Below are 25649 nucleotides of genomic sequence, written 5' to 3'. Positions count from 1 at the left end.
GTTGCGCAACCGTTCCCCCGAACAACCTGACAAGTCGGCAGTTCGTGCCTGCTCGGCTCATACATGCATCGAAAGAAGGAGATGGCGTGGAGTTCGACGTCACCATCGAGATCCCCAAGGGTTCCCGTAACAAGTACGAGGTCGATCACGAGACCGGCCGGGTCCGGCTCGACCGGTTCCTCTACACATCCATGGTTTACCCGGCCGACTACGGCTACATCGAGAACACTCTCGGTGAGGACGGTGACCCGCTGGACGCGCTGGTCCTGCTCCCCGATTCGGTGTTTCCCGGCGTGCTGATCGAGGTGCGCCCGGTCGCGATGTACAAGATGACCGACGAAGCGGGCGGCGACGACAAGGTGCTCTGCGTTCCCGCCGGTGACCCGCGCTGGGACCACATCCAGGATCTCGCCGATGTGCCGGAGTTCGAGCTGGCGGCGATCAAGCACTTCTTCGAGCGCTACAAGGATCTCGAGCCGGGCAAGTTCGTCAAGGGCTCGGAGTGGGTCGGCCGCGCCGAGGCCGAGGCCGAGGTGGAGGCCTCCTTCAAGCGGCTGCAGGACAACGGCGGCCACTGATTCCCCGGCGTACAAGAGCGGGAAGTCCAACGCGAGCGGACTTCCCGCTCTTGTCGTTTCGATGCTTCCAACCCTCCGTGCACCAGGTCAGCGGCTCTCGATGACGCGCAAGTGACGGGATCGCCGACGCTCGGCGATGACCTGATCCACATGTTCGCGCAGCAGCAGCACGATCGGCGCTTCCAACTCGTGGTCGAGCCGCTCGTGGGTGAGATGCGCATCCTCCATCGGTGCGAAGATCTCGGCGGCCGCCCGGAACACTCGAGCGGAGTCCGCCGCCCGTCCGAGCCCTTGCAGGATCACACCGTGCAGCACCAGCACTCGTGCGCGGTGCAGCGGACCGGTCGCCCGCGTCAACACCTGCACCGCGCCTTCGACGACCGGCTCGGCCTCGGTCAACCTCCCGGCCATCAGGTACACGTGGGCAAGACGGGCCAACGCCCAACCCTCCCGCAGCAGCACGCCACTGACCCTGGCCAGCCGAACCGCATCACCGCACAGCGCCACTGCGCCGCGATGATCGCCCTGATAGCTGCGGCTCACCCCCAGCTCATGCGTGGCAAGCGCCTCCAGTGCCGTATTGCCTATCGCGGCGGCCAGCGCCATGGCGCTGCGGGCATGCTCCTCGGCCTCGGCGAATCGACCGGCATCGGACAATGTCTTGCCCGCGTGCACCAGGCAGGTGCATTCGATCGCCGGATCGCCGACGCGACGCGCCAATCGGATCGCGCGGTCGACATGCGCGAGCGACGCGGCGTCCTCGACGCCCATTCGAGTGGACGAGGCGAGCAGTTGCGCCGCGAAGGCCGTCAGTCTGGCATCGGTGCCCGAGTCACCGCCCAGGGACAGCGCGATCCGCTGATGATCGCGACCCGCGCGTATCGCACCGAGCGCGTAGGTGAAGATCGCGCCGAGCGCGACTCTGACCCGGCATTCGACCGCGCGGTCACCCTCGAGCAGCGCCGCGTCGAGCAGCAGTTCCAGGGCCCGCGCCAACTCCTGGCAGTTGGGCCCGCCATCGATCAATTCCGCAGTGGCCCATGCGATGTCGGCAGCCACCGGCAGCCCGGCCCCGCCCACCTGCGCGGCCTGTTCATACAGCGAGACCAGATTCGGGCGTTCCGCGCTCAGCCACGCCTGCGCGGCCGTGCTGTCGGCGAAGGACATCCCCTTCGAGCCGGTGCTGCGCAGATGCTCCGGCAGTCGGGTGCCCGGATTGCACACCGCCACCACGTTTTTCACGGTGGCGAGATAGTGATCCAGCAGCCGGGACAGCGGTCCGGACGCGGGATCGGCGGCGGGGCAGGGCGGTAGGTCACGCGCGAACAACCGCGACAGATCGTGATAGCTGTACCGGCCGGGTGCGGTGGACTCCATCAGGTTGAGATCGACAAGGGATTCACACACCTGCTCGATCAGCACTCGGTCTGCACCCAGGATCGCGGCCGCACCGTCGAGCGAAATCTCGGCGACGCCGGGCACGGCCAGGATCCGAAATGCTGTGGCCTGTTCGGCATGCAGCTGGTCGTAGCTCAATTGGAACGCCGCTTCCACGGCCAGATCGCCGGTGCGCAACAGCCCGAGACGCTGCTGCTCGTCGATGAGCCGTTCGGCCAGGCAGCCGACGGTCCAGCTCGGCCGTGCGGCCAGCCGCGCCCCGATGATCCGCACCGCGAGTGGCAGCCCGCCGCACGCGGTGATCACATCGTCGACCGCGGCGGGCTCGGCGGCGACCCGATCGACGCCGACGAGGGTGACCAGCAGGTCGCGCGCTTCGTCCCGATCGAGCAGACCGAGGCGGACGTCGAGTGCACCGGGTAGCTCGGCCATCGCCGATCGGCTGGTGATCAGCACCGCCGAACCGGGCGTGCCGGGAATCAGCGGGGCGACCTGCTCGGCGTCGCGCGCGTTGTCCAGCACGACGAGCACGCGCCTGCCGTCCAGACAGCTGCGGTATTGGGCCGAGCGCTCCGCAAGGGTGGGGGCGATCTCGCCCTCGGGTACTCCAAGGGCGCGCAGGAAATCACCGAGGGTGTCGATGGCAGGCGTCCCGGAACGCTCGGTCCCGTGCTGCCCCGGCGGGTGCGCGAAGCCGTGCAGATCCACATGTAATTGCCCGTCCGGGAACCGGTCCCGAATGCTGTGGGCGATGTGCACAGCGAGCGCGCTCTTGCCGATCCCGCCCATGCCGCCGATCGCGCAGACGGGGACGGCACTGCGGTCGGTGCGGGTGAGCCGGTCGGTGATACGCCGGATCGTGTCGGACCGGCCGGTGAAATCGGCGATGTCGGCGGGCAGCTGGGCGACCCGCAGCAGTGCGCGACGGGCACCCGGCAGTGACGCCGGCGCCTCCTCGACAAGTCCCGGTGCAGACAGCTCGGCGCACAGCATGCGCTGGTGCAGATCGGCGAGCCGTTTGCCCGGTTCGATGCCGAGCCGCTCGATGAGCATGCGCCGAGTGTCGGCGTACACGGCGAGCGCTTCCGCTCGGCGGCCCGCGTGATACAGCGCGGTCATCAGCAGTGCGCGGGTCTGTTCGCGCATTGGATGTTCGACGCTGAGCGGCGCCAGTTCGGCGATGGCTTCGGTGTAGCGGCCGAGCCGCAGGTCGAGTTCGATGCGTTGTTCGAGCAGGGCGGCGCGGCGTTCGATCAGGTGGGTGCGCTGCCGATCGGCGTAGGGACCGGGCAGGCCGGCCAGCGGCGTGCCCGACCACAAGCGCAGCCCGGAATCCAGTCGCTGCCTTGCCGATTCCACTCTGTCGAGAGTGTCGGCCCCGCTGAGCTGCACGAGGTAGTCCTCGACGAGCTCGACATCGACCGCGCCCGGCTCGAGCCGCAGCAGGTATCCGCCGCCGACACCGACGAGCACGGTGGGTGGCGCGCCGGCCCGGCGATCGGGTTCCAGGACCCGGCGCAGGTGCAGGATGTGGTTGCGCACCGCACCGACCGCGCTCGGTGTCGGATGCTCGCCCCACACGCCCGCCACCAGCTCGTGGACGGTCGCCGCGCGCCCGTGGCGCAGCAACAGCGCGACCAGCAGCGCCCGACGCTGCTTGGATCCGAGGTTGATTTCCGTCTCGCCGCGCCAAGCACGAACCTCACCGAGCACAGCGAACCTCAACATATTCCCCATCTCCGACCACTCCGCGACACCGATGAGCATCGATGACCCTGCACCATCGAAATGACACTCAATCAGAGCATTGATGAGATTTTCATGACGGCGAAAGGGACACCCGGCATGGCCGAATGTCCCTCTCTGGTCCGCGGATTCGATCAGTAATAGATGTACAGATCCCAGCCGCTCCAGGTTTCCACGCATTCCCAGTACCAGCCGCCGGTAACGGGGATTCACCGTCGGCACGGCAGCCGCCGTAGGCCGCGTAAGTGCCGTAGTAGTAACCGGTCGCGGTCGCGCGGTACTCCGGTGCGGCCGAGGCACTCGCTGCAGTCGACACCCCGGCGAAAGCCGAAACCGTCGGTGGTAGTGCTGGCACTACCGCGCCACCCCCGCAGCCGGTACCCCGAATTCGGGTACGCGTGGCATGGGCGGTGGACGCCGGAATTCCTAGGCTCGAATCCGAAAGGGAGCACTGACGACTCCCGGGCTCGAGCTGGAGGAAATCACTGCTCATGAACATCATTCGGCGAAATTCCACCAGGGTCGCGCTGTCCGGAATCGCAGTCGGGGCGATCTTCGCCGCGACCGCATGCAGTGCTGATACCTCGACGCCCGCTACCACGACGGCGGCGCCGTCTCCGGCGCTCGTCCGGGCATTGGACCAGGTCGTCGCGAGCGGCTACCCCGGCATTCAGGCGGTCATCGACGGCCCCGGCGGGCATCGAGTCCTGACCGCCGGGGTCGGCGATCTGCAGACCGGCACTCCATTCGCCGCGGACGCACAGGTCCGGATCGGCAGCAATACCAAGACCTTCGTGACAACGGTGCTCCTGCAGTTGGTGGCCGAAGACAAGGTGCAGCTCGACGCCCCTATCGAGCAGTACCTGCCCGGCGTGGTCCAGGGCAATGGGAACGACGGCCACCGAATCACGGTGCGGCAGTTGATGCAGCACACCAGCGGCATCCCGGACTACCTCGGTCACGGCACGGTCGACGGCGGCATGGCGAGCGAGGGCACCCAGCTCGACCCCACCTCCGAAGCCATCCGATGGCAGCGCTTCGAGCCCGCGGAGCTGGTCCGCAGGGCGATGGCCATGCCGCCGAATTACGAACCCGGCGCGCGCGCCGAGTACACCAACACCAACTACATCGTCCTCGGCATGCTGATCGAGAAGGTGACAGGTCGATCGCCCGCCGCCGAGATCACCCGCCGGATCATCGAACCGCTCGGCCTGCGGGCGACCTACTTTCCGGCGCCCGGCGACACCGGAATCCGCGATCCGCATCCGGCCGGCTACCACTCGATCGAGGGGAAGCGCGTCGATTTCACGAACACCGAAACCTCCTGGGCCGGCGCAGCGGGTGCGATGATCTCGACCGGCGCGGAGGTGAATCGGTTCTTCAGCGCGCTACTCGGCGGAAAGCTTTTGCCCGCGGCGCAATTGGCCGAAATGCAGCGGACCGTGCCGTTCGATCGCGAGCCGGGAGCCGGCTATGGACTCGGACTGATCCATCGCCCTGTGCCCTGCGGCAAAGAGGTCTGGGGACACGGCGGCAGCATCCCCGGCTTCGAGGTCCGCACCGGCGTCGCCGCCGACGGCACCGCGGTCGTGGTGTCCACGAATCAACTGCCGACCAACCAAGCGGAGTTCGACGCGGTCGAGAACGTCTTCAAGGTCGCCATCTGCGGCGGCTGACCCCACGAAACCCACTTCCCCACCTTCGTATTCGATCGAGCATCGGAGAATCGACAGTGAAACGCCATAAGGCGACGATGGCCGTCCGGACCACCTTCGCCGCCCTCCTCGCGGGCACCGGTCTCGCCTGCGCCGCCCCCGCCGATGCCCACGGTCCGACCCTGGATCGCTTCTACAGCCAACAGCTGCAATGGAAATCGTGCGACGACCCACGCCTCGACCCGGCGGGCGCGCAATGCGCCGATATCTCGGTGCCGCTGAATTACTCCGAACCACAGGGCGAAACGATCACGGTGGCGATTTCGCGGATAGCCGCTACCGATCCGGCGCAGCGGCATGGAGTAATGCTGTCCAATTCCGGCGGCCCCGGTGGCCCCGGACTCGATTTCATGGTCGAGGTCAGTGCGAGCATGACCCCCGACGTGCGGGCCCGCTACGACCTGATCGGCATGGATCCGCGCGGTGTCGGGCGCTCGTCGCCGCTCGACTGCCATTGGCCGCGCGGCTTCGGCTTGCAGTCCGCCGGGATCGATGCGGTCGGCTTCGCGGAATCTGTTGCCACGCAAGGCGATCTGGCCGCCCGCTGTGCCGCCACCGAAGGCGAGCGCCTGCGATACTTCACCACCCGCAACACCGCGCGGGACATGGATGTGATCCGCGGCGCGCTCGGCGCCGAGAAAGCCAGCTACTTCGGCACCTCCTACGGCACCTACCTCGGCGCGGTTTTCACCCAGATGTTTCCGGAGCGCAGCGACCGGATCGTGTTGGACAGCAGCGTGGATCCGGACCGGTACGGCGCGGTCGGCATGATGCAGGACATGGGCCCCACCAACGAGGCCGCGCTGGACCTGTGGGCGGATTTCATGGCGGCCGACGACGGCAAGTACCACTTCGGCGACACCCGCGAACAGGTCCGCGGCAAGATCCTCGACCTGATCCGGCGCGCGGCCGCGGACCCGATCCGGCTGGGCAAGTTCGCCATCGACGACCACACACTGCCGATGATGCTGTTCATCGGACTGGACGACCCGCGCAACTATGAGAAGCTGGCCGGGCAAATCCGTCAGGTCGCCGACGCTGCCGAAGACAAACCGGTCGAGATCGCACCAGAACTCGACGCCATGTTCTCGTTCATGCTCGACGCGAAGCCGCGCGACAGTTCGGCCCAGATGGCCATCATGTGCGGTGACGTCACAACGCCTCGTGACCCAACCCTGTACTGGCGCAATATCGAAGCCGCCCGCGCGACCCAACCGGTCTTCGGCGCGTTCGCCAACAACATCACCCCGTGCGCCTTCTGGGCACCGCCCGCCGAACCACCGACCCGGGTGCGCAATGCGGTCCCCGCCCTGATCGTCCAGTCCACCGGCGACACCCGCACCTCCCACCAGGGGGCGGTCGCCATGCGCGGCGACCTGTCGGCGTCCCGCATGGTCACGTTGCAGGACGTCCCGATCCACTGGATCTTCGGGAACTACCCGAACACCTGCACCTACGACGTGGTGAACACCTACCTCCGCGACGGCAGCCTGCCCGCCGCCGACGTCACCTGTCGAGCCGACTGACACCGCCGCACCATCGTCCCGGCAAATCTCGGGACCCGGGTGCGCCATGACTGCGCCGTTTGCCGGAACGGCGGAGGAGAGAATCGCCTGAGCCGCACCGAGGTTCAGGCGATTCGGCGCGCCGGCCTGTCACAATCACGCGTTCAGATACGCGAGCACGGCGAGCACCCGCCGGTGGCCCACCTCATCGGCCGACAGCCCGAGCTTCGCGAAAATACTGCGAATGTGCTTGTGCACAGCGCCTTCGCTGACCACCAGCCGCTCGGCGATCGTCGTGTTGTTGTGCCCCTCCGCCATCAGCGCGAGCACCTCCCGCTCCCGGGCGGTGAGCGCGCCGAGCGGGTCATCGGCTGTGCGGCGCACCAGTAGTTGCGAAATCACCTCGGGGTCCATCGCGGTGCCACCGTCGGCGACCCGGCGCAGCGAATCCAGGAAGCGGTCGACCTTGCCGACTCGCTCCTTGAGCAGGTAGCCGACGCCGCCCGCACCGTCGCCGAGCAGTTCCGCGGCGTAGCTGTCCTCCACATACGACGACAGCACGAGCACCGGAAGGCCCGGGTGCATAGTGCGGGCACGCACCGCCGCACGCAGCCCGTCGTCAGTGAAGGTCGGGGGCAGCCGGACATCGACGACGACGGCGTCCGGTCGATCGGCGGCAACCGCGGCAAGGAAGTCGTCGGCATTGTCGACCGCCGCGACCACCTCGATGCCCGCGGTGCTCAGCAGGAGCACGAGACCCTCGCGCAGCAGGGCATCGTCCTCGGCAATCATGACCCGCACGGCAGCTCCACCCGCAACACAGTAGGGCCACCGTCCGGACTGGTCAGCTCCATCCGGCCGTCGAGCGCTTCGGCCCGCCGCCGGATGCCTGCGAGCCCGCCGCCGTAGGCCTCCCCGGCGCCGCCGACGCCGTCATCGGAGACCTCGATCGCCAGCACCTCCGGCGCACCACCGAGCACGATCGAAATAGATCCGGCGCCAGAGTGTTTGGTGGCGTTGGTGAGCGCCTCGGCAATGACGAAATAGGCGGCTGCCTCGACAGCGGCGGGCCGCCTGCCCACATGGCTCAGGTCGAGCACGACCGGGATGGGGCTGCGGGCGGCGAGCGCCGAGATCGCACTCGCCAGACCGCGGTCCGAGAGCACCGGCGGGTACACGCTGCGCACCACATCGCGCAGCTCTGCCAACGCCGCCGTCGCGGTGTCCTGCGCTTTGCGCACCAATCCCTGTGCCGCCGCCGGATCCTGTTCGCGCAGTTGGTCGGCCAGGCCGAGCTGCATGATCACTGCAGCGATCCTGGCCTGCGCACCGTCGTGCAGATCGCGTTCGATCCGACGCAACTCCGCGCCGTGCGCATCCAGCGCGGCCGCCCGGGTCGCGGTCAGCGCCGCCACCCGGTCGGCCAGCAGAGCATCCTCCGGTGGGGAGAGCAGTATCTTGGCCGCCGTGGCCTGCCATCCCGCGATCACGGGCAGTTGTAAGGCCACAGCTCCGACCGGCACCGCGATCAGCATGCTCAGCAATGCCGTCGGCCACGAGTCGACCGCCATACCGAAGTTGGCGATCGAGCCGGCGGGAACCAACCGCCAATACGCCGGAATTACCAGCTGATTGAGCGCGCTCAGCGGCAGCGCGACGGCCAGCACCCCGACATAGATTCCGGTCACCGCGTGCAGCAGCAGCCAGCCGATATCGCGGCGATTGGCCGGATCGGTGAATGCGGTGGCAAGCTGCCTGCGCAGGTCGCCTTCCATCGGCCGATAAACCGCTTCGATGGGCTCGCCGAGCCGCCGAGCCGCCCTGCGGCGTTCAACTCCGATCAGGGGTCGCAGCACCCGCAGCGCCTCGGGTATCGCCGGAATCCCGACACCGACCAGGCTCAGCGCGACCACCAGCAACAGTCCGATCACGGCAAAGAGGGACAGGACCGAGGTGACGCCACCGATGACCAGGTAACCGATCGCCGACGGCAGCCGCCGCAACCGGTCCCGGAGGTAGTGCATGGTCAGCGCACCCACGACATCGTCACGACGCGACCGTAGCCCACGCTGCTCGCGCCGATGCCCGCACGGTCGTACCGCCCCACCGGAAACTGCCGCCGCCCGGCACCGCCGAGACTGGCGGAACCGGGCGGCGACAAGGTGGGTTGTTCACGCCGAATCGGCGCTACCTACCGATTTCGTTCCGACACCGTTCGAACTGGCGGCACCGTTGGTCGACGTCGCCATTGCCTCCACGGCCTCGACGGCATCTTCCGACGGATTCAACACCTCGCCACCCGCGAGTGGCAGTCCCGTGCGTTCCACGGCATCCGGTCCCGCACCGTTCGCCGATTCCGCTGCGTCGCCCTTGGCCGCCTGGATTCCGCTCATCATCCGCAGCGGCACCTCCTTCCAGAACAGCACCAGGATCAGCGCGAGCAGCGCGACCGCGGTCGCCGTCAGGAACACCGTCGACATCGATTCGGCGAACCCGACCTTGAACGGCCGCGCCAGATCGGGGTTCAGCTGCTGGATGATCGAACTGTCCTTCAGCACATCACTCGCCGCCGACGTGTCCTGTGCGAGCAGGCCCTTCGCGAGGGCGGCATCGGCGGGGTTGCTGCTCTGCGCGCCCTGGACGACCGCGTGCTGGAAGGTCGGATCGGTTGCCGCGGACTCCATCTCGGTGGAGATGTTCGGGGTCAACTGCGCGAACAGAATCGAGAGGAACACCGCGACACCCAGCGTGCCGCCGATCTGCCGGAAGAAGGTGGCGGCAGCGGTGGACACGCCCATGTCCTTGGGCGGCAACGCATTCTGCACCGCCAGGGTCAGCGGCTGCATCAGGTTGCCGAGGCCGAAACCGGTGCAGGCCATGAAGATCATGACCAGCCACAGCGGGCTGTCGGCGTCGAGGAAGTGCAGCAGGAACAGACCGAGCGTCAGCATCGAGGCACCGATCAGCGGGAAGGCCCGGTAGCGGCCGGTACGCGAAATCAGCTGTCCGGACACGACCGAACCCGTCATCAGCCCGAGCACCATCGGCAACATCTGCAGACCCGCCAGCGTCGGGCTCGCACCACGCACCACCTGCAGGTACTGCGGCAGCAGCGAAATACCGCCGAACATCGCGGCGCCGACAACGAAGGAAATGACAACGCCCAGCGCGAAGGTGCGGTTGGAGAACATCCGCAGCGGGATCAGCGCCTTGTCCTTCAACACCTTCTCGACCAGCACGAATCCGATGATGCCGAGCCCGCCGATCACGTAGCAGAGCACCGAACGCCCACTGCCCCAACCCCATTCGCGGCCCTGTTCGGCGACGATGAGCAGCGGCACCAACCCGACGGCGAGCACGAACGCGCCCCACCAGTCGACCCGGTCTGTGGAGTTCGGGCGCTTGGGCAGCTTGAGCACCTTGGATACGACGCCGAGCGCGATCAGCCCGACCGGCACGTTGACGAGGAAGACCCAGCGCCAGCCGCTGACCCCGAGAATGGTGTCCTGACCTGCGAGCACCCCACCGAGCACCGGGCCGACCACGCTGGAGGTGCCGAACACCGCGAGGAAATACCCCTGGTATTTGGCGCGTTCACGCGGACCGACGATGTCACCGAGGATGGTCAGCGCCAGCGACATCAAGCCACCCGCGCCGAGTCCCTGGAAGGCGCGGAACGCCGCGAGCTGGTACATCGACTGCGCCATTGTGCACAGCAGCGAACCGACCACGAAGATGGTGATCGCGGCCATGAAGAACGGCTTGCGGCCGAACATGTCGGACAGCTTGCCGTACAGCGGCGTCGCCAGCGTCGCGGTGATCAGGTAGGCCGTGGTCGCCCAGGCCTGCATCGAGTAGCCGTTGAGATCATCGGCGATGGTGCGGATCGCGGTGGACACAATGGTCTGGTCCAGCGCCGCGAGCAGCATGCCGAGCATCAGGCCGCTGAGGATGGTCAATATCTGCCGGTGGGTGAAACCGGTGGACTCCTCCACGGTTGCCGGTGCGGTCACGAATCGTTCTCCGTCTCACTGTTGTACAAGTCCTGGTTGCTGCGGATGGCCGCGAGCATGGCGGGTTTGGCCTGCTCGAAATCGTCGACGAACTGCCGGAGCAGCCCGGCGAAGAGGGCCCGGTCCTGCGGCGTCCAAGCCGCCATCACCCTGGTCAGGTTTTCGTGCCTGCGCCTGCGAATCTGCTCCGCGACGGCGCGGCCGTGCTCGGTGACGACCAGCACGGTGGCACGGCCGTCGGATCGATCGGCCTGCCGCTCGACCAGCTGCCGCTCCACCAGCTGCGCGACCTGTCGACTGACCGTCGAGGCGTCCGAATGCACCGCCTCGGCGAGTGCGCCCGAGCGCATCGGTCCGTCGCAGAGCAGCCGGAACAGGATCGCGAATGCCGCGGGGTCCACGCCGTCCCTGGTGCGCAACTGCGCCGCGACCCGGTCGCGTTGCCGCTGTAGCCGCGTGAGCTGGATCGCGATCGTCTCGACCGACTCATCTTCAGCGTCCACTCGGCCTACCTTTACTTGCGTGAATCAATTAGTTGTGTGATGCAAGTATGCAGACGAGCCTGCGGCCAGGGCAAGCGTTTTACCGGCCTTTACCGGCCCTTGAACTCCGGTGCCCGCTTCTCGAACACGGCCTGAACGGCCTCGGTGAGGTCCTCCGAGGGCAGGAATGCGGAATTCCACGCGGACACATAGCGCAACCCAGCGGCCACCTGATCCTTGGTCCGCTGCTCGAGCACATCCTTCGCGCCCTGCACCACCAGCGGCGGGTTCGCCGCAATCTCGCGTGCCGTGGCGTGTGCCGCGTCGAGCACCGCGTCCTGATCGGCGAACACGTCGTTGACGAGGCCGATCTTCTCGGCACGCGCCGCGTCGATGTCCTTGCCGGTGAAGGCGAGCTCGCGCAGCTGCCCCTCACCGATAATGCCGGGCAGCCGGTGCAACGACCCGATATCGGCGACGATCGCCACCTTCGCCTCACGCAGGCTGAACTTCGCCTCCGCGCTCGCGTAGCGGATATCGACCGCAGCGATCAGGTCGAGCCCGCCGCCGATGCACCAACCCGACACTGCGGCGATGACCGGCTTGCGGCAGTCCGCCACCGCGGTCACCGCGGCTTGCATCCGGCGCACCTCGTACAGGAAATCGGTGCGCGGCGCGGCGAACGCCTTATCGGCCAACAGCGAACCGAACGTGCCCGCCATCGCGCCCAGGTCGAGACCGTAGGAGAAGTGCTTACCGGAACCGGTGAGCACGATCGCGCGCACCTCGGGGTCAGCGTCCAGGCCATGGAAGATCTCCGGCAGCTCACGCCAGAAATCCGGGCCCATCGCATTGCCCTTGCCCGGACCGGTCAGCGTCACCTGGGCGACGTGGTCCTTGGTTTCGACGGTGAAAGCCTGCCAATCAGTCATTTGTACAGCGTATCGAGCCGAACGCAGACCAAGACTCGGGATCCCGGAAATGCCGGCACCAGCCGACACCGCACAGGGAACGCCGCATGTAAATGCTGTGCAAAGAACGGTGCGGCGCGCTGGTCCTCGCCCGATGCCGGCTCCATGATGGAACGAATCAGCAAACTTGCTCACCGGGCTCGGAGGTCATCGTGCTGATGCATCAAGGAATCGGTCTCGACCGCTTCAATACGATCAGTCGCGGCCGCGCCGTTCATGCCCTGTTCGAATGCTGCTGCAATGTCACCTGGGCCGCCATGATCGCCGACGCTCGTCCGTTCCCGGACCGGGATGCGCTGCTGGCCAAGGTGGATGTCGAACTACTCGCGCTCTCCCAGCCCGATCTGGATCGCGCCTTCGATGCGGTTGTGCACGAACAGTTCTCGCAGCGCGTCGTCACCGAGCTCGCACGTATCACCCGGGCGCACATCGACACCATGCTCGGGCCCTCCGACGGCTACCCGGATTACTGACCGATTCACTCACCCGGCGTACCGCCCGCAATCGCTCTACCCTTGTTTCATGCGCAGGTCCCTACCACCGGTCGCATGTCGGGTCGCGGACACGTTGATCGCGCGCGGCCATCACGGTGTCATCGTCACGCAGCCCGCACCGACACCCACCGCCGCCGATGCCGCGCGGGCACTCGGCGTCGATGTGGGGGCAATCACGAAATCACTCGTGTTCCTGCTCGACGAAGACCCGGTGCTACTGCTGGTTTCCGGCGCGCATCAGGTCGATCTGCGCAACACCGGTGAGCGGCTCGAGGGAACCCTGACCCACGCCTCCGCCGCGATGGTGCAGGAGGTCACCGGCCAGCCGATCGGCGGCGTCGCTCCGGTCGGCCACCCCACCAACCTGCCGACCTGGGTCGATACCGCACTCTCCGAGCATCGCGAGCTGTGGGCCGCGGGCGGTCATCCGGACACCATATTCCGCACGTCTTTTCGCGAACTGGTGCGCATCACCGCCGGACTTCCGATCGACGTGGATTGAATCTCGACCGGTTGCGATTACTCCATGCGAGCAGCGCAGCAGCCGGTGCGAACATCAATCGAGCAACGACGTCGGCTCCCATCACCCTCGAACCGGGCGTAGCTTCGTCCTGTGACCGAAGCACAACGGCCCGCCTCGAATCTCCGGATTCCCGACGATCTGAGCGGTATCACCGCAGAGCAATACCGCGCCTCCATGCGCCATTATCCCGCGGGCGTGACGGTCGTCACACTCTGCTCCGAGAACGGCCCGGTCGGCTTCACCGCGACATCCTTCGCGTCACTGTCGCTGCAACCCCCGCTGGTCTCCTTCAACATCGCACACACCTCCTCGAGCATCGCTGCCCTGTTGAAAGCCGACTCGGTGGTCATCCACTTCCTCGGTGAACACCAGCACCACCTGGCCCAGCGCTTCGCGCGCGCCGCGGAGGAACGTTTCACCGACCGCTCACTGTGGACCACCCTCGACACCGGTGAGCCGGTCCTGCACGGCACCCCCATCTGGGTCCGCGCCATCATCCAACAGCTCATCCCCATCGGTGACCACACCCTCGCCGTCGGCCTGGTCACCCGCGTCCACGACAACACCGATGAAAAACCCGCCGCCGCGCCGCTGCTCTATTACAACGGCCGCTACCACCGCCCGAGCGCCCTCGGCGAATGAGCCCGATTACCCGACGTCCAGCGCACTGAAGAAGATCTCAATGGAGAAGGGCTCGCTCAGCCGCAGCACGTCCTGGTGTGTCTCCGCGAGCCGATAGCTCTGGCTGGCCCAGTCGAGGCGATACTCCTGGATGATCTTGACCCGCCGTTCGGCGTCCAAGTGCACGACCAGATAGATCGGTATCCCCTCGTGCGCATACTCGGCGCGCTTATCGACGGTGTCGGTGTATTCAGAGCCCGGCGACACAACCTCGGCCACCAACAGCACGTCCGCAGTTGTCAGCTTCCGGTCCTCATCGATGCACCGATGCAACGCTACGTCGGGACGACGGAACGAAAACCCCGGGCTCCCCGGACGGCTTCGGACATAGTGCATTTCGAAGTCGGTCACCACGCCGGTGCAGGGTTCGGCAGGCCTCGCTTGCTCCACACTGTTCGCCAACCGTCTGGCAACGTTGTTGTGCTGGAAGCTGCCACTGCGGCAAAAGATCACGTGACCGTCGACGACCTCGATCTGCCGCTGCACATCTTCCGGCAATACGTCGTAGCCCTCTTCAGTGATGAGCAGAGCGCCCGGATCGCTGGCCCATGCGGGCAAGGTAGTCATAGACGCTGCTCATCGATGCGCTCGGCCATGGTGTCGATGTTATAGAGCGAAGTGCCGCTGTGAGCATCTTCGATGCCGAGGGCGGTCGCGGACAACCACCCGAAGACCGGTCAGCCGATGCGGCAGGGTGCGGCGCCGTCGGTGGTGTCGGGGCTGGTGAAGGGGCGGGTTTCGGGGGTGGGGTTCCAGAGACCGTCGGTGGCGGCGTAGTTCCAGCTGGCGCCGGATTCGACGAGGGTGGCGATGGCGTCTACGAGGCGGTCGACGTCGGTGGAGCTGGTGCCGAGGCCGATGCTGGCGCGCAGTGCGCCGTCGAGACCGAGGCGGGCCAGCAGCGGGTGGGCGCAGAAACGGCCGTCGCGGATGCCGATGCCGTGTTCGGCGGAGAGATAGGCGGCGACGTGGCCGGGGACGAAGCCGTCCAGGGTGAAGGCGACGATGCCGACGGTGTCGGGGCTGTCGTCCCAGATACGCAGCAGGTTGACGCCGGGGATGGCGGAAAGGCCCGCGCGGAGTCGGTCGGCGAGCAGGCGTTCGTGGGTGGCGAGGGTTTCGGGATCGATCGCACAGAGCGCGTCGCAGGCGGCGGCGAGCGCGGCCGCGCCGAGGACGTTCGGGGAGCCTGCTTCGTGGCGCTGCGGCGCGGGTGCCCAGTCGGCGCCGGTGGTGGTGACCTCGCGAACCGCGCCACCGCCCGCCAGATACGGATCGGCGGCATCCAGCCAATCGCGGCGCCCGACGAGCACACCCGCGCCGTACGGCGCGTACAGCTTGTGCCCGGAGCAGGCGAGGTAGTCGATGCCGCTGTCGCGCAGGCTGATTCGGCGATGCGGAGCCAGCTGCGCGGCATCGACCAGAATGCGCGCGCCGCATTGGTGAGCGATGGCGGCCAGCCGCTCCAACGGCAGCACCTCGCCGGTGACGTTGGAGGCACCGGTGACCGCGAGCAGCGCGGCGGGCTTGCTGCACAGTTCGGCGACCAGCAGCCGGATGGTCTCGGCCACGGTGTCGGCGGCCCGGACTACGCGGCGACCCTTGCGCGTCCACGCCAGGAAGTTGGCGTGGTGCTCGATATCCAGCACCACGGTGTCGCCGGGTACACACGCGGCGAGCAGGTTCAGCGAGTCGGTGGTGTTGCGGGTGAACACCACCACCTGGTCGTCGTCGGCATCGAGGAACCTGGCCACCGAACCACGAGCCGCCTCGTAGCACTCGGTGGAGATCCGCGAGGCGTAGCCCGCACCGCGGTGCACGCTCGCGTAGAACGGCAACAGCTGCTGCACCCGGTCGGTGACCTGCGCCAATGCCGGTGCGCTCGCGGCGTAGTCGAAGTTCGCGTACGTGGTCGTTCCGCCCTGGACGAGCGGCACCTGGAGGTCGTCGCCGGAGACCCGGGCGAGGGCGGCACAGGTCTGGTCCACAACAACAGTCATCACGAAATCCCGTCGGCTATGGGACCCGGAACCAAGGGGGTTTACGAGTCCGCGCTTGCCGCGCCCGGCTGGGCGGCGGCCAGGTCGTCACCTGGAGCACCCCACCGCGGAGGAGGGTTGCCGACCAGCTAGCCAGGGCTTGATGCTGGTACTCATGACCTGCACCGAGACTGGCAGACCGCACCGGTGGCTGTCAACCGGAATCGGAAAAACGGCGCCCGCGGCCAGGGCCCGGCGAGCATGGTTTCGGCACGTCGAAACCGGTTGCGCAATGTCGTGATGTGCGGTCCCATCGGTGGGTGACGCTTTCCCTGCTGCTCAGTTTCGTCGGCCTGTGCGTACTGCTGTCGATCACGCCAGGCCCCGATTCGTTCCTGGTGCTGCGCTTCTCGATCGTGGACGCGCGACCCGGAATCGCGGCGGCAATCGGATCGGCGCTCGGCGGCATCGTGTGGGCCGTTGTGGTCGCGGCGGGCGTCGCCGCGGTGCTGGAGCAGTCGGCGACGGCCTATCGCGCGCTCAAGATCGTCGGCGGAATCTACTTGGTGTACTTGGGAGTTCGGGCGCTGATCGATCACCGGCGACAGCGGCGCGGTGCCCTCGACCCGGCCGAAGTAGTTACCGCGCAGGCGAGTTCCGGTACCCCCGCTTCGATTCGCTCGGCATTCGCCGCCGGGCTGGTGTCGTGCATGTTCAACCCGAAGGTCGGCCTGTTCTACCTGGCGGTGCTACCCCAGTTCCTCACCGACGTCACCTTCGCCAACACCCTCGCCCTCGGCGCGGTCGAATCGAGCATCGCCGCGGTGGAGATGGTGCTGCTCGCGATCGCCGCCTCGCGCGCCGTGGCGATGCTGCGCAAGCCGAAGGTCCGCGCTCGCCTGGAGCAGGCGAGCGCGGCCGTCCTCGCGACCCTCGGCATCGGCACCGCAGCCTCCGCCGCCTAGGTCGCGGGGTTCGCACGCGCGATCCGGGCGATCGCCGCAAATACCGCCTATCCATCACCCAAGCCGGAAAAGCCGAGCGGCGCCGCACCGACGAGCTGATCGAACAGGCCACCGCCGAGGTGCTGCGCCGCCTCGACGACGAGGAACGCAAGACCCTGCATCACCTAGCACTGAAAGCCCTCGGATACGACGACTGAGTAGACCGACCACCCGGTTCGTTGAACGACGAAAGCCCGGTACCGCAGGTACCGTGGTCTGTTGGTCACCATGGCGTTTGCCGATTGGTAACCCTCTTGTGAAACAACACTCGTGAAGCGCTAGGCAGGTCGATGAGAGGTGGGCAGGACGTGATGCTGCAGTCGCAGGTCGACGCCGTTGCGGACGAGGACCCGATCGCATCGGATCCGCTGCAGCCCGCCGGGCTCGCTCCGCAGGTCAGGACCCTTGTCGACATCCTGACCAGCACCACCGCCGCCTACCCCAACGCCGCCGCCATCGACGACGGCACCGTGGTGCTCAGCTACACCGAGTTGCGCGCCGAGGTCGAGACCAGAGTCGCCCGCCTGATCGCGGCGGGCGTGCGGCCGGGCGACCGAGTCGGCGTGCGGATGCCGTCCGGCACACATGAGCTTTACGTCACTATCCTGGCCATCCTGCATGCGGGCGCCGCCTACGTGCCGGTCGATGCCGACGACCCCGACGAACGTGCCAGGCTGGTCTTCGGCGAGGCGAAGGTCACCGCGATCGTGACCGGCGCGGGCATCAAGACGACCACGGAAGGCGCCGAACGGATCGCGGCGGGAGCCGACTCGACCGTCGCCGACACCACCGATGACTCACCCCTGCGCCCCACCCCCGGTGACGACGCCTGGATCATCTTCACCTCCGGTTCCACCGGCACCCCGAAAGGTGTCGCGGTAACCCACCGCAACGCCGCCGCGTTCGTCGACGCCGAGGCGCGACTGTTCCTACAGGACGCCCCGATCGGACCGGGTGACCGGGTGCTCGCCGGGCTCTCGGTCGCGTTCGATGCCTCCTGCGAGGAAATGTGGCTGGCCTGGCGCAACGGCGCCTGCCTCGTGCCTGCGCCCCGCGCCCTGGTTCGCACCGGAGCCGACCTCGGCCCCTGGCTGGTGCGCCGGGAGATCAGCATCGTCTCCACGGTTCCCACCCTGGCCGCGACCTGGCCCGCCGAGGCACTCGACCCCGTCCGGCTGCTGATCTTCGGCGGCGAAGCGGTGCCACCCGAACTCGCCGAACGCCTTGCCGGAAACGAAGATTCCGACCGTGAGGTGTGGAATACCTACGGCCCCACCGAAGCAACGGTCGTCGCCTGCGCGGCGTTGCTGGACGGAAGCTTCCCCGTTCGGATCGGGCTCCCGCTGGACGGCTGGGATCTCACCGTCGTCGACGGAGAGGGAAATCCGGTGGGCGAGGGCGAATCCGGCGAACTGGTGATCGGCGGAGTCGGTTTGGCCCGCTACCTCGATCCGGTGAAGGACGCCGAGAAATACGCCCCGCTTCCGTCGGTCGGCTGGGACCGCGCCTACCGCAGCGGTGACCTGGTCCGCAACGACCGCGCCGGCTTGGTCTTCCTCGGCCGCGCCGACGACCAGATCAAACTGGGCGGCCGGCGCATCGAGCTCGGTGAGATCGACAACGCGCTGCAGCACCTGCCCGGCGTGACCGGCGCCGCCGCAGCGATCCGAACCACCAAGGCGGGCAACAAGATCCTGGTCGGCTACCTGACCGGTACCGCAGCCGACTTCGACCTCTCCGCTGCCAGAGCTGTACTCGCAGAACAACTCCCGGCACCACTGGTGCCACGCCTGGCCGTGGTCCCCGAACTGCCCACCCGCACTTCGGGCAAGGTCGACCGCGACGCGCTGCCCTGGCCGCTGCCGAACGACACCGACACCCCGAGCCACGATCTCACCGCCACCGAGCAATGGGTTGCCGGCCTGTGGGATGCGATCCTCGGCGCCGAAGTCACCAGCCCCGATACCGATTTCTTCGACGTCGGCGGCGGCTCACTCGCGGCCGCACAGCTGGTCACCGCGCTGCGCGAACGCTATCCGCGCATCGCGGTCGCCGATCTCTACGACCATCCCCGCCTCGGCGCGCTCGCCGAATTGCTGGACGAGACCGCACCGACGGCCGCCACCGAAACGCGTGTCGTGCGTCCGACTCCGCTGCGCGCCCAATGGATCCAGGTGCTCGCGACCGTTCCGCTCTCGACCCTGACGGGCATGCAGTGGCTCACCTGGCTGGCGATCGTCGGGAATATCGCGGGCTGGTCCGGCTCGCTGCCGTGGTTGCCGCACCTGTCCTGGTGGTGGACCCTTGCCGCATTCCTGCTCTTCATCTCCCCGCCCGGCCGCATGGTCATTTGCGCGACCGGGGCTCGCGTGCTGCTGCGCGGAGTATCGCCCGGCAACTACCCGCGCGGCGGATCGGTGCACCTGCGCGTGTGGGCCGCGGTCCGGTTGTCGGAGGCCAGTGGGGCCGAAAGCCTCTCCGGCGCACCATGGATGGTGCCCTTCGCACGCGCACTCGGCGCGAAGATCGGCAAAGGCGTCGACCTGCACACCCTGCCCCCGGTGACCGGAATGCTCGCACTCGGCGACGGCTGCAGCGTCGAACCCGAGGTCGACCTGTCCGGATACTGGATCGACGGTGATGTGGTGCGCATCGGACCGATCGTCATCGGTCCGGGCGCGGTGATCGGTGCGCGGTCGATCCTGCTGCCCGGCAGCAAGATCGGCAAGAATGCCGAGATCGCACCGGGCTCCGCGGTATCGGGCAAGGTCAAGGCAGAACAGGAGTGGGCGGGCTCGCCCGCGACGAAGGTCGGCAAGGCCCAGCACCGCTGGCCCGACTACACCCCCGCACGGGCCGCGCACTGGATCGCGATCTTCGGCGTGACCTCGATGGCGCTGGCCGCCATGCCGATTCTCGGGCTCGGCGGCGGCGGCGCGTTCATCGCCTGGTTCATCCGCGACGCCCGCACCCTGGCAGGCGCGCTCGGCCGCGGCTTCGCGATCCTGCCCGTCGCCACGCTACTGAGCCTCATCGTGTACGCGGTGACAACGCTGGTCGCGGTGCGGCTGCTCAGCATCGGGCTCGTCGAAGGCCATCACCCCGTGCGCAGCCGCGTCGGCTGGCAGGCCTGGGCCACCGAGCGACTGCTGGATTCGGCGCGCAACTTCCTGTTCCCGCTGTATGCCAGCCTGCTCACCCCGGTGTGGCTGCGCCTGCTCGGCGCGAAGGTCGGCAAGAGCGTCGAGGCGTCGACGGTGCTGCTGCTGCCGAAATTCACCACCGTCGCCGACGGCGCTTTCCTCGCCGACGACACCATGATCGCCAGCTACGAACTCGGCGGCGGCTGGCTGCGCATCGGCGACGCGAAGATCGGCAAACGTGCGTTCCTCGGCAACTCCGGGATGACGGCGCCCGGACGGCGGGTGCCGAAAAACGGTCTTGTCGCGGTGCTTTCCGCCGCACCGTCCAAGTCCAAGGCAGGCTCCTCCTGGCTCGGCAGCCCACCCGTCCGCCTGCGCCGCGCCTCCGAGACCGGCGATGCCGAGCGCACCTTCCATCCGCCGCTGCGCCTCAAACTGGCCCGCGCCGTCGTCGAAACATGCAGGCTATTCCCGGTGCTGGTGACCTTCGCCATCGGACTCGGCGTGCTGTTCACCCTGGCATGGACGGCCCAATCGATCGGTTATCTGGCCGCCGCATTGCTCAGCGGCCTGGTGCTGATGGCCGCGGGCGCGGTGGCCTGCGCGAGCGCGATCACCGCAAAGTGGTTGCTGGTCGGCCGCATTCGGGCCGAGGAACATCCGCTGTGGAGTTCGTTCGTGTGGCGCAACGAGGTGGCCGACACCTTCGTCGAAACCGTGGCCGCACCCTGGTTCGCGCGCGCCGCAACCGGCACGCCGGTGCTCAATCTCTGGCTGCGAGGACTCGGCGCGCGCATCGGCCGCGGGGTATGGTGCGAGTCCTACTGGCTACCGGAGGCGGACCTGGTGACTCTCGGCGATGGCGCAACCGTGGAGCGCGGCTGCGTGGTGCAGACCCACCTCTTCCACGATCGAATCATGGCCATGGACACCGTCACCCTCGGCGCGGGCGCCACCCTCGGCCCGCATTGCGTCGCATTGCCCGCCGCGACCATCGGCGACGGCGCGACGATCGGCCCTGCCTCGCTGGTCATGCGCGGTGACACGGTGCCGCCGTCCACCCGTTGGTGGGGCAATCCGATCGCACCGTGGTCGAGTCCGGCGCCGAGGCCGAGCGAGGCCGGGACAGCACGCTGATGCCGGGCAAGTTCTACGAAGAGCCCATCGACGAGTACCTGCCGCAGAACGGAAATCGCGGCTATCGGGTATCACGGTACGAGCTCGACCTCGCCTACAAGGTAGCCAGCAACCGGCTGGCAGGACGCGCCGAGATCACCGCGGTGACCACCGCCGTCCGGCCCCGGTTCGCGCTGGATCTTTCCCAATCACTCACCGTCTCCAAGGTGTTCGTGAACGGTGCCAAGCCCGCGAAATATGTGCACCAGCACGGCAAGCTGGTCGTCACGCCGCAGCATGGCATCCCGGCGGGTGGGGTGCTGTCGCTGGTCGTCCAGTACGGCGGGATTCCGAGACCGGTGCGCGGCCCGTGGGGCGAGGTGGGCTGGGAAGAACTGACCGAGGGTGCGCTGGTGGCCAGCCAGCCCAATGGCGCCGCGTCCTGGTTCCCCTGCGACGACCACCCGAGTTCCAAAGCCAGCTACCGGATTTCGATCACCACCGACACCCCCTACTACGCGCTGGCCAACGGCACCCTGATGCGCAAACAGACCAAGGCGAGTCAGACCACCTGGGTGTACGAACAGCCGGAGCCGATGTCGAGCTACCTGGCCACCATCCAGATCGGCCCGTACCAGAAACATCGGATCGGTTCCGCGCACAGCTCGGTGCCGATGCAGGCCATCGTGCCCGCCCGGCTGCGCGCCGCCTTCGACCACGATTTCGGCCGCCAGCCGGAGATGATGGACCTGTTCACCGAGCGTTTCGGCCCGTACCCCTTCGAGGGATACACGGTGGTCGTCACCGACGACGAGCTGGAAATCCCCATCGAGGCCCAGGGCATTTCGATCTTCGGCGCCAACCACTGCGACGGCCGGCGCGGCGCCGAACGGCTCGTCGCACACGAACTGGCGCACCAGTGGTTCGGCAACAGCCTCACCATCCGGCAGTGGCGCGACATTTGGCTGCACGAGGGCTTTGCCTGTTATGCCGAATGGATCTGGTCCGAGGCCGCAGGCGGGCCCACCGCCGACCAGCTGGCCCGGGCCGCCAGGCACAACCTGGCGCGGCTGCCGCAGGACATCACCGTCGGCGACCCCAGCCCGCAGCGCATGTTCGACGATCGGGTCTACAAGCGAGGTGCGCTCGCCCTGCACGCATTGCGGCTGGAACTCGGCGACCAGTCGTTCTTCGATCTGCTCCGGGAATGGACCGTCCGCTACCGGCACGCCTCGGTCACCACCGAGGAATTCACCGACCTGGCAGGCCATTACAGCCTCGTCCCACTGCGCCCACTCTGGGATGCCTGGCTGCTCAGCGAGCCGCTGCCACAACTGCCGCCCTACAACGGTGTATCGACCGGAGCCTGACTCCGGCTCGGCGGCGGTCTCAGAAGACGAGATAGCGGGTGGCCAGCTCTTCGATCAACGGATCGTCTTCGGCGACGCCGTTCAACGCATCGAGATCCGCCCCCACCGCGATCTGCCGTGGATCGTCCTGCTCCGCGTCCGGAGTGCCGTCTTCGGCCAGCTGGCGCAGCAGCTTCGCGCGGATGCGGTCCTTCAAAGAGTCACGCATGATCGAAGCCTGCCCGATTCGCGCAGAAAGACTCGCGGGTGCCACGTCGCGCGCCGCTCATACCGGCGTCAGCCAACTTCCCCATGGAGTGTTGCGCAGTACCGAGTACACCGCGAACAGACCGAATATCACCCACATCGTGCTGCGACTGATCCGCGGCAAGCGCATGCGCTGACCACGCCAGGCGCGCACCGCCCAATCACCCACCAGCAGGACGAAAGCGAGGACCAACGGCACGGTGAGCACATTGCTGTGCAGCGAATCGATGAGGTGTCCGTCGGTGAGGTTGTGCATGGCACGCAGCCCGCCGCAGCCTGGGCAGTAGTACCCCGTCAGCCCGTAGACGGGGCAGATCCCGTAGGAGCCCTCGCTGTGCGGATCCCGGAAGTGCAGGAGCACCGCGGCTCCGATACCAACGCCCGCGACCAGCAGCGGCACCCCGAGGGCGCGCCACCCAGAGCGATTCGCACCCTCCGGGTCCGGGTGCGCCGCCGGGCCGGATGCTACGTGCGTGGTCTCCACAAGCACCAACGGTAACCGTGCCGGACCCGCCGCCGCCACCCGCTGAAATCCCGCTCGGCAAGGCGCTAGTGGGGTTGGGCGAAGCGCAAGGTGTTGCCCGACGGGTCGACCAGTTCGAATCCCGGCCCGCCGGGTCCGTCCTCCGGGCAGCCCGGCCTGGCATAGCGGTAGCTCTTCGCGGCCAACTCCGTGTGCAGCGTGTTGATGTCGTCCACCGCTATCCACACGACCGATCCCGGGGTGCCGTCGCCGTGATGCTCGCTGAGGTGGATCGTGGCCGTGGACCGCGAGAATTGCGCATAGAGCGGGAAGTCAGCGCCGAACCGATGTTCCCAGTCGACCGCGAATCCCAGGTAGTCGCAATAGAACTCGTACGCCTTGGCGGTATCGAACATGCGCAGTACCGGAATCGGTGCCGCGAGGCCGATCGCATCGGAAGCCATGCCCGCGATCATGGCACCGCGATCCGACATGATCGAAGAACTTGTCCGCTCATGATCAAAGAACTCCGGCATTTCCGCAGCTAGAGTACAATTTCTCGACGTGGATGCCGCTGGTGTTACCCGGCTCGACGGATTCGGGGTCAGTGCGGCTCGCAAGCTCGAATTCGGGCATGTGGGTCACTGGCAGGTACCTCCGGACAGTGATTACCCAGGCTCGGTCGCGGTGGAAATAGATCCCGGCGACGGTTCCTCCGTGGTGGTTTTCGTTCGGGCGCCCAATCGGCGCGACATCCCCGGCGATTTCCATCCCGACGACCAGGTCTGCCTGGTCATGCCGGAGGCCATCGCCGCCTTCTACTCCATCAGCTGACCGGCCACCGCCGCCGGATAACAGCGCTCCCCCTAGGTCTCGATAACCCCTACGGGTGACGATTCGGCGTCGTTCGGGATATCGGGAAGAGCTCAGTCGTGCCCGATGTTTCTTCCGGAAGAGGCCTTCGCCCGTCCGATTGTCGGGTATCCAGGTGAATGGGCCAGGTTTGCCGGAAGCGAGCGCTTGCACTAGCAAGCACCTTGCTTGCACGGTACTGTGTCGGCAGACACAAAGGAGTGCTCTAATGCTGGTGAAGTCGATGAGGACGCTGGCGGAGGCGCGAAATGGCGCCCTGACCGCCGCCTACCGTGCCGGACTGCGATCGCGTACCTACCGGACCGCATCGTTGAACGCGCCCACCGTTCCACCCGAGGTCATCCCCGTCACCACCGTGGACGGCGCCTGCCTTCGGGTGCATGCCTACGGCCCCGCCGACGGCGAGGTGATCGTGCTGATCCACGGCTGGAGCTGCAGCATCGAGTACTGGAATCCGCAGATCAATGCCTTCGCCGACCGGTACCGCGTGGTCTGCTACGACCAGCGCGGCCACGGCGAGAGCCAACTCGGCACCGTCGACATCGGCGCGGAATCGCTGGCCGACGACCTGTCCACCGTCCTCGACGCCACCCTGCGCCGCGGTCAGCGCGCCGTGCTCGTCGGGCACAGCATGGGCGGAATGACGTTGCAGGCGTGGGCAGCTCGCTACCCCGAACAGGTGCAGCGCCGCGCGTCGACCGTCGTACTGCTGAATACCACCTCGGGCAATGTCCGGGCCGACAGCCAGGTGCTTCCGCTACTCAACAGGCCGCTGACGATCGCGAACAAGCCCGTCACACTCTTCGGCTCCACCGTGCGTCTGCCCGACTTCGTTGCCGAAACAGTGCTGACCACACCGGTTCCGCTGCCCGGCGGCTGGCCGGCGAGCGCGATCTTCAAGGCGCGCGTGATGACCGAGGACGCCACCGACGACCAGGTGGACTTCGCCTTCGGCGTCGTCCGCTCCTGCCGCCCACTGACCCGCGGCCGCCACGCCGCGGCACTGGTCGATGTCCAACTCGGTGACGCCGCACAGCATCTGACCGTCCCGACCACCATCATCGCGGGCAGCAACGACCATCTGCTCCCCGAGAGCATGTCCCGTCCGATCGTCGAAACACTCTCCCGCACCGGCTATCTCGCCGACTACCAGATCTGGCCGACCGGCCACCTCGGGAACATCGAAGCCACCGATCGCTTCAACACCGAACTCGAACACGTCATCCAGCGCGCGAACCCTACCGCTGTCGCAGGCTGACCCCAACTGTTCTCCTGGGCCGGCCAACGTCGCCCGGCCCAGGAGCAACACCCGCGTTCCCGCATATCAGTACTCGCTCGAGCGGGCGAGG

General features: G+C 67.4%; 22 protein-coding genes and 1 riboswitch. Of the genes, 11 read left to right on the top strand and 11 right to left on the bottom strand.

The window, feature by feature from the left end:
• Positions 1-86 precede the first annotated feature (86 nt).
• The gene (locus tag OHA42_RS07360; protein WP_328408466.1) at positions 87-578 is read left to right on the top strand and encodes an inorganic diphosphatase; all 492 of its coding nucleotides are present in this window, start codon (positions 87-89) and stop codon (positions 576-578) included.
• Positions 579-665: 87 nt separating this feature from the next.
• Here the strand turns inward: OHA42_RS07360 and OHA42_RS07355 are convergent, their stop codons facing one another.
• Positions 666-3704: an AfsR/SARP family transcriptional regulator gene (locus OHA42_RS07355; RefSeq protein ID WP_406235631.1), complete on the bottom strand. Its 3039-nt coding sequence runs from the start codon at positions 3702-3704 to the stop codon at positions 666-668.
• 509 nt (positions 3705-4213) lie between these two features.
• Between OHA42_RS07355 and OHA42_RS07350 the strand changes: the two genes are divergently transcribed.
• Positions 4214-5398, top strand: a complete 1185-nt coding sequence (locus OHA42_RS07350; protein WP_406235629.1) for a serine hydrolase domain-containing protein — start codon at positions 4214-4216, stop codon at positions 5396-5398.
• A gap of 56 nt (positions 5399-5454) precedes the next feature.
• On the top strand, positions 5455-6963 hold the full coding sequence (locus tag OHA42_RS07345; protein WP_406235627.1) for an alpha/beta fold hydrolase: 1509 nt from the start codon (positions 5455-5457) through the stop codon (positions 6961-6963).
• Positions 6964-7098: 135 nt separating this feature from the next.
• Here the strand turns inward: OHA42_RS07345 and OHA42_RS07340 are convergent, their stop codons facing one another.
• The 5 genes from OHA42_RS07340 to OHA42_RS07320 form a co-directional block, all read right to left on the bottom strand.
• Positions 7099-7743, bottom strand: coding sequence for a response regulator transcription factor (locus OHA42_RS07340; protein ID WP_328408456.1), 645 nt, complete (start codon positions 7741-7743; stop codon positions 7099-7101).
• A complete protein-coding gene (locus tag OHA42_RS07335) occupies positions 7731-8966 on the bottom strand; it encodes a sensor histidine kinase (RefSeq protein WP_406235626.1) in 1236 nt (411 codons plus the stop codon). The genes OHA42_RS07340 and OHA42_RS07335 overlap by 13 nt, the downstream gene beginning before the upstream one ends.
• Before the next feature lie 147 nt (positions 8967-9113).
• Positions 9114-10955, bottom strand: a complete 1842-nt coding sequence (locus OHA42_RS07330) for an MDR family MFS transporter (protein WP_406235624.1) — start codon at positions 10953-10955, stop codon at positions 9114-9116.
• Positions 10952-11458, bottom strand: coding sequence for a MarR family winged helix-turn-helix transcriptional regulator (locus OHA42_RS07325; protein WP_406235622.1), 507 nt, complete (start codon positions 11456-11458; stop codon positions 10952-10954). Before OHA42_RS07325 ends, OHA42_RS07330 begins: the two co-directional genes overlap by 4 nt.
• Positions 11459-11547: 89 nt before the next feature.
• Positions 11548-12369: a crotonase/enoyl-CoA hydratase family protein gene (locus tag OHA42_RS07320; protein ID WP_406235620.1), complete on the bottom strand. Its 822-nt coding sequence runs from the start codon at positions 12367-12369 to the stop codon at positions 11548-11550.
• 197 nt (positions 12370-12566) lie between these two features.
• On the opposite strand from OHA42_RS07320, the gene OHA42_RS07315 reads away from it, so the two are divergent.
• The 3 genes from OHA42_RS07315 to OHA42_RS07305 all read left to right on the top strand — a co-directional run bounded on the left by OHA42_RS07315 (position 12567) and on the right by OHA42_RS07305 (position 14067).
• Complete coding sequence (locus OHA42_RS07315; protein WP_406239166.1) at positions 12567-12881, top strand: 2-oxo-4-hydroxy-4-carboxy-5-ureidoimidazoline decarboxylase; 315 nt, start codon at positions 12567-12569, stop codon at positions 12879-12881.
• Positions 12882-12930: 49 nt separating this feature from the next.
• Positions 12931-13404 (top strand): YbaK/EbsC family protein, encoded by a 474-nt coding sequence (locus OHA42_RS07310; protein WP_406235618.1) that lies wholly within the window; start codon positions 12931-12933, stop codon positions 13402-13404.
• Between the two features lie 111 nt (positions 13405-13515).
• Positions 13516-14067 (top strand): flavin reductase family protein, encoded by a 552-nt coding sequence (locus tag OHA42_RS07305; RefSeq protein ID WP_406235617.1) that lies wholly within the window; start codon positions 13516-13518, stop codon positions 14065-14067.
• Between the two features lie 6 nt (positions 14068-14073).
• On the opposite strand, the gene OHA42_RS07300 is transcribed toward OHA42_RS07305, so the two are convergent.
• Both OHA42_RS07300 and OHA42_RS07295 read right to left on the bottom strand, forming a co-directional pair.
• Positions 14074-14673 carry a Uma2 family endonuclease gene (locus OHA42_RS07300; RefSeq protein ID WP_406235616.1) on the bottom strand — a complete coding sequence of 200 codons (600 nt, stop codon included), beginning with the start codon at positions 14671-14673 and terminating at the stop codon, positions 14074-14076.
• A 110-nt stretch (positions 14674-14783) separates the two neighbouring features.
• On the bottom strand, positions 14784-16106 hold the full coding sequence (locus OHA42_RS07295) for an aminotransferase class V-fold PLP-dependent enzyme (RefSeq protein ID WP_406235614.1): 1323 nt from the start codon (positions 16104-16106) through the stop codon (positions 14784-14786).
• Between the two features lie 46 nt (positions 16107-16152).
• Positions 16153-16266: riboswitch (SAM riboswitch) on the bottom strand.
• A gap of 139 nt (positions 16267-16405) precedes the next feature.
• On the opposite strand from OHA42_RS07295, the gene OHA42_RS07290 reads away from it, so the two are divergent.
• The 3 genes from OHA42_RS07290 (at position 16406) to OHA42_RS07280 (ending at position 22718) form a co-directional block, all read left to right on the top strand.
• Positions 16406-17050: a LysE family translocator gene (locus OHA42_RS07290; RefSeq protein WP_406235612.1), complete on the top strand. Its 645-nt coding sequence runs from the start codon at positions 16406-16408 to the stop codon at positions 17048-17050.
• A gap of 350 nt (positions 17051-17400) precedes the next feature.
• Positions 17401-21369 carry a Pls/PosA family non-ribosomal peptide synthetase gene (locus OHA42_RS07285; RefSeq protein WP_406239164.1) on the top strand — a complete coding sequence of 1323 codons (3969 nt, stop codon included), beginning with the start codon at positions 17401-17403 and terminating at the stop codon, positions 21367-21369.
• Positions 21369-22718 (top strand): M1 family metallopeptidase, encoded by a 1350-nt coding sequence (locus OHA42_RS07280; protein ID WP_406239162.1) that lies wholly within the window; start codon positions 21369-21371, stop codon positions 22716-22718. The genes OHA42_RS07285 and OHA42_RS07280 overlap by 1 nt, the downstream gene beginning before the upstream one ends.
• A 19-nt stretch (positions 22719-22737) precedes the next feature.
• Here OHA42_RS07280 and OHA42_RS07275 read toward each other — a convergent pair whose 3' ends face one another.
• The 3 genes from OHA42_RS07275 to OHA42_RS07265 all read right to left on the bottom strand — a co-directional run bounded on the left by OHA42_RS07275 (position 22738) and on the right by OHA42_RS07265 (position 23891).
• Positions 22738-22926: a hypothetical protein gene (locus OHA42_RS07275; protein ID WP_406235610.1), complete on the bottom strand. Its 189-nt coding sequence runs from the start codon at positions 22924-22926 to the stop codon at positions 22738-22740.
• Between the two features lie 57 nt (positions 22927-22983).
• Positions 22984-23448 carry a DUF2752 domain-containing protein gene (locus OHA42_RS07270; protein ID WP_406235608.1) on the bottom strand — a complete coding sequence of 155 codons (465 nt, stop codon included), beginning with the start codon at positions 23446-23448 and terminating at the stop codon, positions 22984-22986.
• A 65-nt stretch (positions 23449-23513) separates the two neighbouring features.
• Entirely contained in the window at positions 23514-23891 is a 378-nt protein-coding gene (locus OHA42_RS07265; RefSeq protein ID WP_406235606.1) for a glyoxalase superfamily protein, read from the bottom strand.
• Positions 23892-23991: 100 nt separating this feature from the next.
• Between OHA42_RS07265 and OHA42_RS07260 the strand changes: the two genes are divergently transcribed.
• Positions 23992-24261, top strand: coding sequence for a hypothetical protein (locus OHA42_RS07260; protein ID WP_406235604.1), 270 nt, complete (start codon positions 23992-23994; stop codon positions 24259-24261).
• A gap of 247 nt (positions 24262-24508) precedes the next feature.
• Entirely contained in the window at positions 24509-25558 is a 1050-nt protein-coding gene (locus OHA42_RS07255; protein ID WP_406235603.1) for an alpha/beta fold hydrolase, read from the top strand.
• Positions 25559-25649 lie beyond the last annotated feature (91 nt).

The organism is Nocardia sp. NBC_01009 (assembly GCF_045208035.1).
Taxonomy (GTDB): Bacteria; Actinomycetota; Actinomycetes; order Mycobacteriales; family Mycobacteriaceae; genus Nocardia.
Note: the sequence above shows the minus strand (reverse complement) of the source record. Positions and strands in the feature narration are given on the sequence as shown.

Coding starts and splice junctions, on each gene's coding strand:
- OHA42_RS07355 (WP_406235631.1), bottom strand. CDS start 3,704: ATGTTGAGGTTCGCTGTGCTCGGTGAGGTTCGTGCTTGGCGCGGCGAG.
- OHA42_RS07350 (WP_406235629.1), top strand. CDS start 4,214: ATGAACATCATTCGGCGAAATTCCACCAGGGTCGCGCTGTCCGGAATC.
- OHA42_RS07335 (WP_406235626.1), bottom strand. CDS start 8,966: ATGCACTACCTCCGGGACCGGTTGCGGCGGCTGCCGTCGGCGATCGGT.
- OHA42_RS07320 (WP_406235620.1), bottom strand. CDS start 12,369: ATGACTGATTGGCAGGCTTTCACCGTCGAAACCAAGGACCACGTCGCC.
- OHA42_RS07315 (WP_406239166.1), top strand. CDS start 12,567: ATGCATCAAGGAATCGGTCTCGACCGCTTCAATACGATCAGTCGCGGC.
- OHA42_RS07310 (WP_406235618.1), top strand. CDS start 12,931: ATGCGCAGGTCCCTACCACCGGTCGCATGTCGGGTCGCGGACACGTTG.
- OHA42_RS07300 (WP_406235616.1), bottom strand. CDS start 14,673: ATGACTACCTTGCCCGCATGGGCCAGCGATCCGGGCGCTCTGCTCATC.
- OHA42_RS07295 (WP_406235614.1), bottom strand. CDS start 16,106: ATGACTGTTGTTGTGGACCAGACCTGTGCCGCCCTCGCCCGGGTCTCC.
- OHA42_RS07285 (WP_406239164.1), top strand. CDS start 17,401: ATGCTGCAGTCGCAGGTCGACGCCGTTGCGGACGAGGACCCGATCGCA.
- OHA42_RS07280 (WP_406239162.1), top strand. CDS start 21,369: ATGCCGGGCAAGTTCTACGAAGAGCCCATCGACGAGTACCTGCCGCAG.
- OHA42_RS07275 (WP_406235610.1), bottom strand. CDS start 22,926: ATGCGTGACTCTTTGAAGGACCGCATCCGCGCGAAGCTGCTGCGCCAG.
- OHA42_RS07265 (WP_406235606.1), bottom strand. CDS start 23,891: ATGGCTTCCGATGCGATCGGCCTCGCGGCACCGATTCCGGTACTGCGC.
- OHA42_RS07255 (WP_406235603.1), top strand. CDS start 24,509: ATGCTGGTGAAGTCGATGAGGACGCTGGCGGAGGCGCGAAATGGCGCC.